The 14508-nt window shown below is 50.7% G+C and carries 10 protein-coding genes; 7 read left to right on the top strand and 3 right to left on the bottom strand.

The window, feature by feature from the left end:
• Positions 1 to 76 precede the first annotated feature (76 nt).
• The 5 genes from BZG84_RS11260 (at position 77) to udp (ending at position 7126) form a co-directional block, all read left to right on the top strand.
• Positions 77 to 493 carry a CBS domain-containing protein gene (locus BZG84_RS11260; protein ID WP_077481809.1) on the top strand — a complete coding sequence of 139 codons (417 nt, stop codon included), beginning with the start codon at positions 77 to 79 and terminating at the stop codon, positions 491 to 493.
• A 208-nt stretch (positions 494 to 701) separates the two neighbouring features.
• Complete coding sequence (locus BZG84_RS11255; RefSeq protein ID WP_077481808.1) at positions 702 to 2066, top strand: MATE family efflux transporter; 1365 nt, start codon at positions 702 to 704, stop codon at positions 2064 to 2066.
• Between the two features lie 324 nt (positions 2067 to 2390).
• Entirely contained in the window at positions 2391 to 3617 is a 1227-nt protein-coding gene (gltS, locus tag BZG84_RS11250; RefSeq protein ID WP_077481806.1) for a sodium/glutamate symporter, read from the top strand.
• A 206-nt stretch (positions 3618 to 3823) separates the two neighbouring features.
• The gene (locus BZG84_RS11245) at positions 3824 to 6145 is read left to right on the top strand and encodes a zinc/cadmium/mercury/lead-transporting ATPase (RefSeq protein WP_077480250.1); all 2322 of its coding nucleotides are present in this window, start codon (positions 3824 to 3826) and stop codon (positions 6143 to 6145) included.
• A 219-nt stretch (positions 6146 to 6364) separates the two neighbouring features.
• Positions 6365 to 7126, top strand: a complete 762-nt coding sequence (udp, locus tag BZG84_RS11240) for a uridine phosphorylase (protein WP_069588323.1) — start codon at positions 6365 to 6367, stop codon at positions 7124 to 7126.
• An 80-nt stretch (positions 7127 to 7206) separates the two neighbouring features.
• Here the strand turns inward: udp and BZG84_RS11235 are convergent, their stop codons facing one another.
• Together BZG84_RS11235 and yccS are read right to left on the bottom strand one after the other, a co-directional pair.
• Positions 7207 to 8376 (bottom strand): Card1-like endonuclease domain-containing protein, encoded by a 1170-nt coding sequence (locus BZG84_RS11235; RefSeq protein ID WP_077640364.1) that lies wholly within the window; start codon positions 8374 to 8376, stop codon positions 7207 to 7209.
• A gap of 282 nt (positions 8377 to 8658) precedes the next feature.
• A complete protein-coding gene (gene yccS / locus BZG84_RS11230) occupies positions 8659 to 10833 on the bottom strand; it encodes a YccS family putative transporter (protein ID WP_077480251.1) in 2175 nt (724 codons plus the stop codon).
• A gap of 275 nt (positions 10834 to 11108) precedes the next feature.
• Here yccS and helD point away from each other — a divergent pair, with 275 nt between their 5' ends.
• Complete coding sequence (gene helD / locus BZG84_RS11225) at positions 11109 to 13184, top strand: DNA helicase IV (protein WP_158011488.1); 2076 nt, start codon at positions 11109 to 11111, stop codon at positions 13182 to 13184.
• A 64-nt stretch (positions 13185 to 13248) separates the two neighbouring features.
• Here the strand turns inward: helD and BZG84_RS11220 are convergent, their stop codons facing one another.
• The gene (locus BZG84_RS11220; protein WP_077678216.1) at positions 13249 to 13704 is read right to left on the bottom strand and encodes a methylglyoxal synthase; all 456 of its coding nucleotides are present in this window, start codon (positions 13702 to 13704) and stop codon (positions 13249 to 13251) included.
• A gap of 317 nt (positions 13705 to 14021) precedes the next feature.
• Here BZG84_RS11220 and BZG84_RS11215 point away from each other — a divergent pair, with 317 nt between their 5' ends.
• Positions 14022 to 14507, top strand: coding sequence for a hypothetical protein (locus BZG84_RS11215; protein ID WP_077678215.1), 486 nt, complete (start codon positions 14022 to 14024; stop codon positions 14505 to 14507).
• The last annotated feature ends 1 nt before the right edge of the window (position 14508 follow it).

Raw genomic sequence — 14508 nt, 5'->3', positions numbered from 1 at the left:
CTGCGCGGCATACTCTTTTCGACATGACGTGGTTAGCAGGTATATGGCGTGAGTTAAGCATTGAAGAGGGGGCGACATGGAGTCGATCAAAGTCAAAGATTATATGAACAAGCGGCCGGTGACATTCTCGCCAGAGATGCCATTATCCAGTGCGCTGGAAAAATTGCTGCGGAGCCAACAAACCGGTGGACCCGTGATTGATGCCAACAAGCATCTAGTCGGTTTTATTTCTGAGCAAGATATGCTGCAGCAATTGCTTAGAGACAGTTATCACTGTCAAGACTCCCACTCTGTGTCTGATTGTATGACGCCGAATGCACTCGCAGTGCAATCAGAAGACAGCATCATTAAGCTGGCCGAAATGATGATACCTACCAAGCCCAAGCTCTACCCGGTGGTTGATGACGGTAAATTGGTGGGGATTATCACTCGGCGAGACGTGCTCCGTGCGATCAGCACTCAAATGGGAGAGTGCCTCACGCATCCCGTCTAAATGAAAGACTAATGCGTCTTGTGCTGTTTCTTTGAGGGGAGAAGTGGCCAAGGCGTTTTTCTTTGCGCGCTTTCGCGTACGAGGAAACGATGTAACTTATCAATATCACGCACACGTGCGCTACCCCAAAATGTGCTGATCCTAACTCAGCACCGTATCGGCGATTGGGTATGATACTCGTCATCATACCCTGACGCACTATCTGACAATGCCAGTACAACCTCATTCACTGTCACGCCAGTTCTGGCGCTATACGTTACCTACCGTAGCCGCTATGTTGGTCAATGGCCTTTATCAAGTCATTGATGGCATTTTTATCGGTCAGGTCATGGGTGCTGATGGCTTGGCAGGCATTAACCTAATTTGGCCATTGATCGCGGGTATGTTGGGGGTGGGCTTGATGGTCGGTGTTGGCGCAGGGGCAAAAATAAGTGCTGCACGAGGAAAAGGGCATGATCCCTCAGGGCATCACACGCTCGCGGTCGCGATCGGATTAGTGCTACTTCTCAGTGTTTTTCTTAGCTTCGCACTGGTCGCGTGGGGCGAATATCTACTAGCACTTCAAGGCGCAGAGCAGGTGCCGCTGGCTTTTGCGGTGCAATACTTAGATGTACTGGTTTGGGCCAATGTGTTTACCCTCGGTTCGATGGCGGTGCCTATTTTACTGCGTAACGACGATCAACCTGGCTTGGCGACGCGATTGATGATGCTAGGCGCGTTGCTCAATATTGGTTTTGATCTGGTGTTTATCGTCTGGCTTGAGTGGGCATTAACCGGCGCCGCGATTGCAACTGCGTTAGCGCAAGCGGCGGTGACGCTGGTGGGCGTCAGCTACTTTTTTTCTCGGCGGAGTCGGCTGCAAGTTATTTGGCCTTCATGGTCACAGGCTTGGTCAATCACACGGCATATCTGTGCAATCGGTGCGGCGAGTTGGATTATGTACGGTTATAGCGCTGTGATGGTGGCGGTGCATAATCACCTTTTAATGCTGCACGGCGGAAAACTGGCGGTAGGGGCGTATGCCGTGATCGGCTATGTGGTGATTGTGTACTATTTGCTAGCCGAAGGGGTAGCCAATGGGATGCAACCTTTAGTGAGCTTTTATGCGGGTGCCAGTCAGCCACACTGGGTAAAGCGGTGCTTATTGATGGCGTTGTCTTGTGTCTTAGTGACGGGCGTTGCCTTTGTGGCAGTGATCAATGGCTTACCCAACACCTTGGCACGCGTATTTGTTGGCAGCGGCAATCCTGCCTTACTGGATAGCACAGTCAATGGGCTACGGTTGCACCTGATCCTTCTGTTTCTCGATGGCTTTATTGTCGTTGCCGCCGCGTACTTTCAAGCCATTCATCACGGGCGAACCGCGCTAATGATCAGTATCGGTAATATCGTACTGCAACTCCCGTTTTTGTTTCTGTTTGCGTCATATTGGCAATTGGATGGGGTTTGGCTAGCCTATCCGGCCTCTAATTTGGCATTGGCAATACCTGTGGGGGCATGGTTAGCGATCGATCTGCGACGCCGCCTCCGTCATTTGTCGCCAACAGATGCGAATGTAGGCGATTTTTGCTGAAAATGTCGACAACATTACTCACTGGCTTTGAGGTGAATAACCTTGCTAATTCAATAATTAGCAGCGATATTGACGCATAAAGTTCGATACTTGGTGCCAAAATCACAGATTTCTGCTATTGTGCCGCGAATCAGACATACCGAGGCGTCAAGCAACTGTTGGCGATACTCGCAGTGTCAAACAACTAAAAACGATAAGCAGGATGCTGAGATGTCGTTGGGATGTGGAAGCCAGCATTGACTTCAACGTGAATAACATGAGGTAAAAGACAAAGGTCAAATTGGATTATCAGGGAGGATGTGATGAGAGAAACAAAGAGGTTATATGTATCAACTCAATTCTATTGGTGCACTAGAGTCATTTTTGATCGCCATTGGTGTGCTTTTTCTAGGCCATTTTGTTAATTCAAAAATTCCTGCATTACGTAAATTTAATATCCCCGAGCCTATTGTCGGCGGATTAATTATTGCCTGTGTTATTGCAGTGCTGCATTCAAACGGTATAGATTTTAAATTTGACTTGCCGTTAAAAAGCACCTTTATGCTAATGTTTTTTGCCACTGTGGGTTTAGCGGCTAATTATAAACAATTGGTGAAAGGTGGGTTAAAAGTATTTTGGTTCCTCGCTATCGCTTCTGTCTACATTATTATTCAGAATGCGATTGGGGTGAGCTTTGCATCGATGCTTGGCTTGGATCCACTGATGGGCCTTGTGGCTGGCTCCATTACCTTGTCTGGTGGGCATGGCACAGGCGCGGCATGGGCACAGATATTGACCGATGAATACGGTATCCAGAGCACGCTCGAGATTGCAATGGCCTCCGCCACACTCGGTTTGGTCATTGGTGGCATTATCGGCAGCCCGGTTGCTCAACGCTTGATTAATAAGCACCAATTAGAATCAGAATATGGTCGTGGCACGACGACACATCAGAAGTATCCTGAGTTGGTGACCTATAACGAAAATGAAGAAGACAAAGTAACTGCGAAGAAAGTGATCGAAGTCTTATTCATCTTATTGCTTTGTATTACGGGCGCGCGTTATTTATCAGAATGGGTTAATAGTTTCAATATTCAGTGGTTAATGATCCCGGACTTTGTATATGCCTTGTTTTTGGGTGTGATTGTTACTAATACCCTTGAGATCTTTAAATTTAGAAAGTTGGAATCAGAAACGGTTGATATGGTCGGGACAGTATCATTGTCATTATTCCTTGCCATGGCGCTGATGACATTGAAGCTTTGGAATATTCTCGACTTAGCAGTGCCTTTTTTGATTATTCTTACCATTCAGTCGATCGTGATCGGTGTATTTAGCTACTACGTGACATTTAAGTTGATGGGAAGTAACTACACTGGAGCAGTTATCGCCGGTGGCCATTGTGGCTTTGGACTGGGTGCCACGCCGACAGCCGTGATGAATATGGGATCGATTGTCAATCGTTTTGGCCCAGCGCCTCAAGCCTTTATGGTGGTGCCCATTGTCGGTGCTTTCTTCATCGATATTGTCAACCTTATCATTCTGCAGGGCTATATTTTTATTATTCAGTAAGCCGAACGCGCTCAGTGCTGATCACTGAGCGCACTTTTCTCTCTTTCTTTCCCCACATCACAGCGGTTTCCCTTTATTCCAGCACTTTCCCCGACCCACAACGTAAGACAAATGCGATTAGTTTCGATCATCGCTTGACTCTGGAGTAGGCTCCAACCCTTATAGTAGGTATAAACGTTCGATATGCCGTCAATAAGGAGCCGACTATGTGTAAACACTGTGGATCGCATCATTGTCATCAACCCCATCACCATCAGAATCCGACCACTTCTGCGGTTGGAACCACACAATGTGCACCAGACAGCGGGTGTTGCAGCAGTCATGCGGAGGGCGAGGGTAACGCCGGCGATGATGATCCGGATGGGCATTGCCACGCGCATGCTCAGCGACAACGTGCAGACACCTCTTCTGAGCGCACATCAATCGATTCAGTGAATGCGCACGAGTGGGGCGTGACCGGTATGGATTGTCCAAGCTGTGCCGCGAAACTCGAAAAAGCCATTCTGGCAACGTCAGGCGTAGCGCAAGCACAGGTGATGTTTGCGACGGAGAAACTGCGTGTTACTTATACGGCCGATGCACAGGCTTCTACCGAGCGTGCTGTTGAACAAGCCGCCCAAAAAGCGGGCTTTCCTCTCGTCGCTCTCAACCAAACCCAACCTGAGGTAACCGGATGGAAAAAGTGGCGGCAAGATGCGCTGTTATTCGGGCTAATTGCGGTCATGATGGTGGCATGGGGGCTCCATTATTGGTCTGAACCTTTATCGTGGGCGCTGTTTACTTTAGCGACCTTAGTTGGACTGGCGCCAATCGTGGGCAAAGCGATACGACTGGTCAAAAGCGGGTCACCTTTTTCTATTGAAACACTGATGAGTATCGCCGCACTCGGGGCCTTGTACTTGGGTGAGACCACCGAGGCCGCGATGGTGCTGGTACTGTTCCTGATTGGTGAAAGACTGGAAGGTTATGCTGCCTCACGGGCACGAGATGGCATTCAGTCACTGATGGCCTTGGTTCCTGAGACAGTGACTCGCGTTCATGCATCTGGTGAGCGTGAAACCGTGGCGGCGAGCGCACTGCAACCGGGCGATGTGATTGAAATTAGCGCTGGTGAGCGTTTGCCTGCAGATGGCCAGTTGATGGGGGCAATGGCAAGCTTTGACCAAAGTGCGCTAACGGGAGAGCCCATCCCGGTTGATATTGAGGTCGGTGATGCCGTGATGGCAGGCAGCCTTGCGACTGATAAAACGGTCCAACTCACAGTCACATCCGCACAAGGCGAAAATGCGATTGACCGGATCTTACGCTTAATCGAACAGGCTGAGTCGAAAAAAGCACCGATTGAGCGGTTTATCGATAAATTTAGCCGTTGGTACACACCGACTATGATTGCGCTTGCCGCATTAGTCGTCGTGGTCCCGCCGTTGTTTTTTGCCGCCAGTTGGCAAGAGTGGCTGTATCGCGGCCTTGCTCTGCTATTAATTGCCTGTCCGTGTGCCTTGGTGATTTCAACACCGGCAGCGATCACATCAGGTCTGGCGACGGCAGCGCGTCGAGGCGCACTGATTAAAGGCGGTGCGGCGTTAGAAATGCTCGCCAGTGTCAATGCGGTCACTTTTGATAAAACCGGCACGCTCACAGAGGGGAAACCGACCGTTACCGATGTGCTGACATGGCAAGGTGACGAGAAGGACTTACTTAAGTATGCCACCGCAATTGAGCGAGGTAGTCATCATCCATTGGCCAAATCCTTGGTGCTTTATACCGCCGAACGAGGCATTGAAGTGCCAGACGCACACAACATCCAAGCGCAAGCGGGACAGGGTGTGAAAGGGGATGTCGATGGGTGTCGGATTAGTCTGATCGCACTCGACCGACTGACGGATGACATGCTGACACCGAATCAGCGACACCAAGCCGGTGAGATTGCACAGCGAGGTGTCACGGTGGCGGTCGTCATGGTCGAGGGTGCGCCGCATGGTCTGATTGGCTGGCGTGATACCTTGCGGGGCGATGCCAAGCAAGCCGTCAACCAATTACGTGATTTAGGTATTCATCCGGTGATGCTAACCGGTGACAATCCGGCTGCGGCAGCAGAGATTGCAGGAGAGCTGGGTATCGACTTTCGCGCAGGCTTATTGCCGGAAGATAAAGTTCATGCTGTTGAAGCCCTAGCGAAACACTATCGTGTTGCTATGGTGGGAGATGGTATTAATGACGCACCGGCGATGAAAGCGGCGCAATTAGGCGTAGCGATGGGCAGTGGTACGGATGTTGCGCTTGAAACGGCTGATGCGGCATTAAGTCATAACCGTTTGACTGAATTGCCCGGGATTTTACAGCTGGCGCGCGCAACGCAGGCGAATGTCCGTCAAAACATTACCATTGCGTTAGGGCTAAAAGGTGTCTTTCTGGTCACGAGTGTCTTGGGGATCACCGGGCTTTGGGTGGCGGTGTTAGCGGACAGCGGCGCGACGGCGCTGGTCACGTTGAACGCATTACGGCTGTTGCGAGACAAGCGCCAATAAAGCTGACAGCGCTTGTCTGCATACGCTGTCATAAAGTGATAACGATCTCTAAATTCTGAAATCTGTAAGGATTGACAGTGTAATAGGTCGATAAAAGTCACATAAATACCCGAAGAATTGGGTATCCTAGACACATAACAACTTCGAGTTCAGGCCTGCTTTGGCAGGCCTTTAATCATTTGAAGATGCTGCTGACAGCATCCAGCGAGGAGACTGATTATGTCTGATACCCCTGTATTCCACCTTGGCGTTAACCACGCCGACCTACAAGGCGCCACCACTGCGATTATTCCAGGCGATCCTGCGCGAGTAGAAAAAATTGCCAACCTGATGGACAACCCAACCTTTCTTGCCTCTCAGCGTGAGTATACCTTGTACCTAGGCTGGTTGGACGGTAAGCCTGTGGTGGTTTGCTCAACCGGTATCGGTGGCCCATCAACCTCGATTGCGGTTGAAGAATTGGCGCAGTTGGGTGTGCGCACCTTCTTGCGTGTCGGCACTACCGGCGCCATTCAACCTAACATTAATGTCGGCGATATGATCGTCACCACAGGGTCTGTTCGCCTTGATGGCGCGAGCACCCATTTTGCACCGATGGAATTCCCAGCCGTGGCTAACTTTGATGTGGCAACGGCCATGAAAGCGGCGGTTGATGAAGATGGCGCAACGGTTCACACCGGTGTGACTGCATCAAGCGATACCTTCTATCCGGGTCAAGAGCGCTACGATACCTTCAGTGGTCGCGTTGTACGTCGCTTCCAAGGCTCGATGCAAGAGTGGCAAGACATGGGCGTGCTGAACTTTGAAATGGAATCCGCCACGCTACTTACCATGTGTGCTAGCTCCGGTCTGCGTGCGGGCTGTGTTGCAGGTGTGATTATTAATCGTACCCAAAAAGAGATCCCTGACCACGCAACGCTTAAAGAAACCGAAGCGCGTTCGATCAAGATTGTGGTTGAAGCTGCTCGTAAACTGCTGTAATTCAGACATTGTGGTATCAAAAAACGCGGTGATCATCATGAGCGCCGCGTTTTTTATGATGGCCAATCTGAGCGCGCGAGTTAGCTGGTGCGAATTGCGACAGTACCTCCGGCGGCGACAAACCAATCATAGAGATGGGTACGTAAATTACCAAGTTGATCTGGACCAATCAGTGCTAAGCCCAGATCGGTAGCTCGGGTAATATCGTGATGGCGCAACGGACGGAAACTCACCAACATTGCTCGCGCCTGTAACCCTCCAAGCAGATCGCGCAGCGACTCTAGCTTGTACAAGGTGTCATCGCCATCGCTCGACATGCCTTTGGTTTTACACTCAATAATATGCAGTTTGTTATTGACCACAGTCGCCACATCAAGCTCGTTACGCACTTCGCGCTCGCCAATTTGGCGATATACTTGTACGGAGAGTGAATTATCTTGAATGGTTGGCATTTCTTTTTGAATGGACGTGACGGTGTAATGCACGTAGCTTTCTAACCATTCACCATTGGCAAAGCGACGCGCTTCCTCACAACTAAAGGTTAGCACCCCATTTTGGTATGTTGCGAGCCCAGCTTCAGTCAGATCGTCAAGCAGCATACCGAGTTCACGGTAGCCTTGCTGTTTCTCGCTTAACGTCACATCAAGGCACTGTTCCTTGCGACACGTGGTGGCTAAATAGTTCAGTGTCGCCAAGCCGGGTCCTAATTCATAAGCATTGCTGGCCCACTTTTCGCCCAAACGATAAATATCATCGGTTAAACAACCGATCACATCGTCATCATGACGCTCACAACGGGCGCCAAAAATCGTGAGGTATTCGGTCAAGCTAATATGGTCTTCGACTTGCTGTTGTGGCAACCCGTCTGGATACAACCAGCACAATTCATCGCTATAAGGCTCAATGACATAGCTGGGCCATTGATAGGTGCGAAACACTTCGTAAGCAGACAGCAGTTGATGACGCAGACCACAGCTCGCGTTAAAAAGGATATCTTCAGAGGTGGTGCTAAGCTGTTCGGCCAGTTGTTTCACTTGGCTTTTTAATTCACGGATATTGATATCATCGGAGATTTCAAAAAACTCGGTTTCGATGCCTTTTGGCGCAAGCACGCGGGTAAGGCGTTCAAATTCTAGGTCTTGCTCAAGGGTGCCTATTAACACCAACTTGCTCACCGGCAGTTGCTGGTGTAACACGGGGGTGACCAATCGGACGGGATCCGAGTCGATGATTCCTACATGAATAGCCATAATTGCTCCAGGCGGGCGATGCGGCTAAACGAGCCGCTAAAAATATAAGTGTATACCCTAGCTTCCAAACGAGTCATTTGGGTATAGCGTTAAGTCACTTCAGGTGGCTGTATTAATAATATCCGGTCTACATCATGGGCTTTCAACCATCAACAACGTAAATTGTTGTAAATTGACACCCCGCTGACTTAGCGTTGGCGTGCAGGTCGAGTATCCGCACGCAACGCGAGTATTGGTACGCAGGGTGAGTCACCGAAGGCGGGACCTTGGCCCCGCCGTTAATTATGCGCGACTTTGTTTCAGGGCTTGTTGGCGCAGCGTGAGTGTCAACTGGTTAAGCTCTGGCAGCATGCGCTGAATCAGTTGTAATTGCTGCAATACCATCGTCAGCGGTGTGTTATCGACAGGCTCTACGTAGCCGCCGTGAGTCTGATGCATGTCATCAGTGGTTGGTAACGCCAGCTGTGCATCATGGTTGGTAGGCTGGGTCAGTAGCTCGGTTAATTGGGTTAACCCTTGGTGGATATCACGGTGAAGCTGGGCCACTTTTTGATGGTTGACCTCATCATCCATCCGGCTTCGATGCGCGCCAAGGGCAGAGATATAGCTTAGCATCGCGTTGTTTAAACATAAGAAACGGAAGGTTTCTTCGATGTTGGTGCGATAGCGGCCAGGCTCCGCCAACATATTACTGATCGCGGTAGTCAGCTCCGCATCCGCATTGTGCGCTTGGCGCCGCGCAATTCGATAGGCAAGGGTGTCGCGTTTACCTACTCGGTATTGGGCAATCACGTGGGCTAAATAGTCCCGATTGGCTTGCAAGGCTTCTGTCATGATCCCGCGGAGACGGTGCGCTTGCCAGTCGGGCAACACATAACGGACCGCCGCAACGGCAATCAAACAGCCAATAACGGTATCGCCCAAACGCGGTAAGATCACTGCGAAACCTTCCCCGAACTGACTAAAGCACATTAATACTAATAAGGTGATAAACAAGGTGGCTAGGGTGTACTGAACGGTGCGGAACGCGAAAAATAGCACCCCAGTGACGACCATCAAGGCCAATTGACTGCTGGGATCGGGAAACAGATATAAGGCCGGCACGCCGAGTAGCAAGCCAGCCACAGTGCCGACAATCCGCTCTTTAAGCTTACTGCGTGTGGCTGAGTAATTGGTTTGGCAAACGAACTGAATGGTCATCAAGATCCAAAAGCCATGCTCAAGCGAGAGGCCTTGAATCACGCCATACCCCGCGAGGAGCGATAACGACAAGCGCACCGCATGGCGAAAACGCAACGATCGAAACGTCAGTTGTTGGCGAATGCGAAAGAGCATCTCACCAACAGAGCGCGCATCGGGATCAGCCAATTCATTTTCTTGGGCTCGGCTATCAACTGCGAGGTTACTCAAGCTCGCCAACTGCTGCTCAACCGTCTCCAGGTTTTTGTATAAAAACTGCAACTGATTCAGCAATGCGGTGCGAGTATGGCTGTCTTGGTGTTTAGCCAAATACGCCATCGATTGCTGGATAGCCGTTAATGCTTGCTGTCCTGCATGATGATGTTGATAGCTGATCCCCAACGAGAGCGCTTGCGCTACCTCACGGCACGCGCGCGCTTGCACATTGAGCAATGCTTCGAAGCGAAACAAAATGTCCGAGTGGAAAAAGTGGGCGGCAAGATCTTGGTAACGATAATGGGACGAGCTAACCCGCTCGTGAATGTCTTGGGCGATAAAATACGTTTGCAGCAAGGTTTGATGCCGCTGGGTCAGACGGCCGCGTCGTGCTCGCGCCAGTAATGATGCTTTGGCTTGGTTGAGCGCGGCTACCACTTGCGCATTTTGGTTGGCGGCGGCGATACGAGTAGGTTGCGGAACCAATTCGGCAACCGGATGGAACAAACTGGACTTGGTTTCCATGTAAGTGGCGGTTTGGCGAAAGACCGCTGCGAGTCGGTGCTGCACGGGACGGTGCGGCCAAATCACAATCCAAACCAGCGATAGTAACCCGTACCAAAATGCGCCTGAGAGCAGCATCATGGGTTGAAGCCACAGATCACTGCCTTGCTCCATCCCCAACATGGTGTATACCGCCAGTAGCAATGAGGCAAAGGCGATGGTGCCATAACGCTCCCCAATGGCCCCCAGCATGATAAAGCCAAAACTGGAAACGGTTAGCCCTAATGCAAACAGCCAAGGCCAATCGTAAAGCAATTCAACCGAGAAAGAGGCGACCGCGAAGCAGGTGAGCGTCACGCCCAAGGCTTTTATCCGACCCCATAGGTGATCATCCACTTCCGCTAATGCTGAAGCGATGACCCCGAGCACCAGTGGCGTGACAATATCGGTGCGACCAGCGTATCCCGCGTAAAGGGCAACCCCCATTAAAGCGATTAGGACGCGGATACTGTCATTGATACGGTGGTTCGCCCAGTACTCGCGTAGCGTCAGTGGCATCGAAGGAAAGCGTGGCAACGAAAAGGACATAAAAACACGGATTAAGCCAACAATGAGGGCAAGATAGCAGAAAGACACTGAAAAACTAAGCGTCATCCGCGCGTTTTCGTGCGCTTTTTAGAAATAGCTTGCGACAAGTCAAATCCATAGCGTGCTATAGGTGATGCGGCGGGAAGCCATATTGCTAGTGAATTGATTTATCGAGAGTTGCGCAGTAGCATGCCTGTCATCTTATCAAGGCTGGAAAGCGCGTTTTTACGCACTGACTCATGAGTATGAAACTCTCCGCAAACCGCTGGGCACAATGGCTTGTTTATGGCGACCATTACAGCTTGCAGCTCGAAGATGACGGCTTACTGCTCGAATCTCGTCACCATCGGCAATATATTCCTTTTTCGGCATGGGATGGGCAGCTCACGGTGTCGCGCGGGTTGCTGTGGGGAACGATTTCGCTCACCGGTTATACCGAAGAGGGCGATCCGCTGCCTTTTGAGGTTTTTGGCTTGCCTTGGCACCGCGCCCAGCAGGCAGGGCAAACCATCTATCGCAGTTATCAAGCCTATATTGCCCGTTATCAAAAACGGCTGGCGCTGATCCGGCCCAGTTTGCTGGCAGAGTATGATGCACTGGTGAATGCACCCGCTTATGTTCGCTTATCGCAATTGCGCGCGGCGCAACAAATCCTAGTCGAAAAGCTAGAAGGCGAGGGGATCCCAGCCTCATTCTTGGCCAGCTTAGATGAAGTGATGGCAACGACACTGGCACCCGTTTTGCGGGGGGATAAACAGTGGCTCAAGACGCGCAATCAGCAATGGCAAGCGATGATGCTCAATCAGTGGCAAGCTTGGTTTGATCGCATCGAATCATCGCCATTGAATGACGGGCAGCGCGCCGCCGTGCTCACCGATGAATCTCATACCTTGGTGGTGGCGGGGCCCGGTAGTGGAAAAACCAGCGTATTGGTGGCACGCGCCGCCTACTTGATTGAAAGTGGTCAAGCCAAACCAGAGCAACTATTGCTGCTGGCCTTTGGTCGTGATGCCGCTGAAGAACTGAAAACGCGGATAAAGACTAAAACCGGTCATGAGGTGAATGTCACTACCTTTCATGGCTTTGCCCGCCAGCAACTTGCCGATCACCAAGGGCAGGCGCCGATGATTTCTCCACTCGCCAGTGATGATACAGCCAAAGCGGCGTGGCTGACTCAAACACTTGCCGAACAGTGGCAACAGCCATCTCCCCGTAAAGCATGGGATAAACTGCATCAGCAACAAACACTGCCGCTTGATGAGAACGCTGAACTGACTGCGTGTGCCCATGACAGCCGGTTGCACACTTGGGTTTGGTCGCGCCTTTCACGGGTGATCCAAGCCAATACCACCAAGCGTGCGTTGACCGATAAACTGGCAAGCTTTGAGGAGCAGAGTGCGTTAAAAAATGAACTGGCGGTGATTTGGCCATTGTACCAAGCCTACAAACAGGCGCTAAAAGCGGAGAACGCGGTAGACTTTGATGGATTGATTACCCAAGCCACCAAGCTGTTTCAGCAGCGAAAATTCACCACGCCCATCCAGTTTGTCATGGTTGATGAATACCAAGACATTTCGCCGGCACGGTTGGCAATGTTAGAGGCACTGTGTCATGGCAAGACAGACACTAAAACCCAATCACCGCGCGCCTCGTTATATGCGGTGGGGGATGATTGGCAAGCCATTTATCGCTTTGCCGGTGCCGATGTTAGCTTAACCACAGAGTTTGCACAGCGTTTCGGTGACAGTGAAATTTGCTGGCTGACCACCTGTTATCGCTATCCGTCTACCTTGGGGAAGGTGGCGCAGCAGTTCATTGAGCAAAACCCCAAGCAGCTCAGCAAACAGTTGGATTATGCGCGTGACAAGGCACCAGCGAAAGCGCCTAAAGTGATCAAGGTGATCACGGACGATACGTTAGAAAAAACGCTGGCAAGCTTAGAGAAAAAGCACGCCAAAGCAGAGCACGCGGTGAGTGTGATGCTGATTGGTCGCACGCATGCCCTTCGTCCTGACGCGCTAGAAAGCTGGCAAAAAGCTTATCCATCATTGACGCTTCGCTATACCACTGCACACGCCAGTAAGGGGCAAGAAGCGCACTATGTGTTCATCCTCGGCATGGATGAAGGCGTATTTCCCGCCAAACCACGCTCGCTCTCACTCGATGAGGCGTTACTGGGAAAAAATGAAGAGCCGATTGAATACGCAGAAGAACGGCGATTGTTTTATGTCGCCTTGACGCGGGTCCAAAAACAAGTGTGGCTGGTGCACCAAAAAGGCCGTGCCTCATCGTTTGTGGCGGAACTGAAAGGGTATCAGTGAGACAGTCCCCACACTGTTAGCCATAGACGACATTAGTCATCGACGGACAGTGCGGGGTAAAAGATTATAAGCGCTCGTCTAAATAAGCTTGATAATCAGGGATTTGAATATCCACTTCTTGACCAAATAACGGTGAGGTAATCAAAAAGCTTGCGGTGGCGCGATTGGTGGCAACGGGAATGTTCCATACGGTGCTGACACGCAGTAGCGCTTTAACATCCGGATCATGCGGCACGGCATTGAGCGGATCCCAAAAGAAAATCATCGCATCGATTTTTTGTTCAGAAATCATGGCGCCCAGTTGTTGATCACCCCCCATCGGGCCACTAATCAAGGGTGTGATCGTTAATCCGGTTTCGCGCGCAAGAATATGCCCGGTGGTGCCGGTCGCATAAAGCTCATGCTGACTGAGCACTTCTTGGTGTTTTTTAACCCACTCACTCAAGGCGTCTTTGTAGTGATCGTGCGCCACTAATGCAATGTGTTTGCGCGCGGACATGGTGCGAGACGTTTGTTTCATGCTGCTTCCTATTTAAAACATGGCGGTTTAACGTCAAACTGCGTTTAGCAGGGTGTTATCGAAGCCTAATTCAATCCGGTAGTGAAATATAGCGTACCGCTGACAAAACCTTGGCATAGCACTGTTTAGAGTGTCACATAATAAGAAAAAACTGACGCATTCAATGAAAAACGTCAGGGTTTTCAGTCACAAGTTAACCAAGCACGCAAAAGTAGCGCAACAACCCATCGAAGTGGCAACAAAAAGGCTACAGTTAACTAACAAGGCAAAGGAAGTGCCTAGTCATGCAGGAGAGTTTATGAGCAAGGAGTACGCGTATGTGGGTGACACTGGATTTTGAAGCATCCGGTTTGTCGTTATCGTCTTATCCCATCGAGGTGGGATACGTGTTGCCAAGTGGCGACAGCAACAGTTTTTTGATTGACCCTTCCACCGCCAGTGGGCACTGGACTCACTGGGACAAAGAAGCCGAAACCCGAATACATGGGATCTCGCGTGAACGCCTTTTTAGCGAAGGCATCAGTGTGCTCGATGTATGCCAGCACCTCAACCAGACCCTCGCGCCTTTTGATCATGTTTTGTGCGACAGTCAATGGGATCTGTTTTGGATGGGGCGGCTTTACAAAGCCTGCTACATGCGTCCTTCATTCACCCTAATGGAGGTGAATCAATGGCTAAAAAAGCACAGTGATCTCGATCGGCGCGACTTTAGCCGCGAAATGGAGGCATTGGGGCCAGCACCGCATCGTGCTGAAGAAGATGCGCGACAAATTCGTCGTGCCCTCGATAGCTTGTTAAAATAGC

It is taken from the genome of Salinivibrio sp. PR932, assembly GCF_001996125.1.
Taxonomy (GTDB): domain Bacteria; phylum Pseudomonadota; class Gammaproteobacteria; order Enterobacterales; family Vibrionaceae; genus Salinivibrio; species Salinivibrio proteolyticus.
Note: the sequence above shows the minus strand (reverse complement) of the source record. Positions and strands in the feature narration are given on the sequence as shown.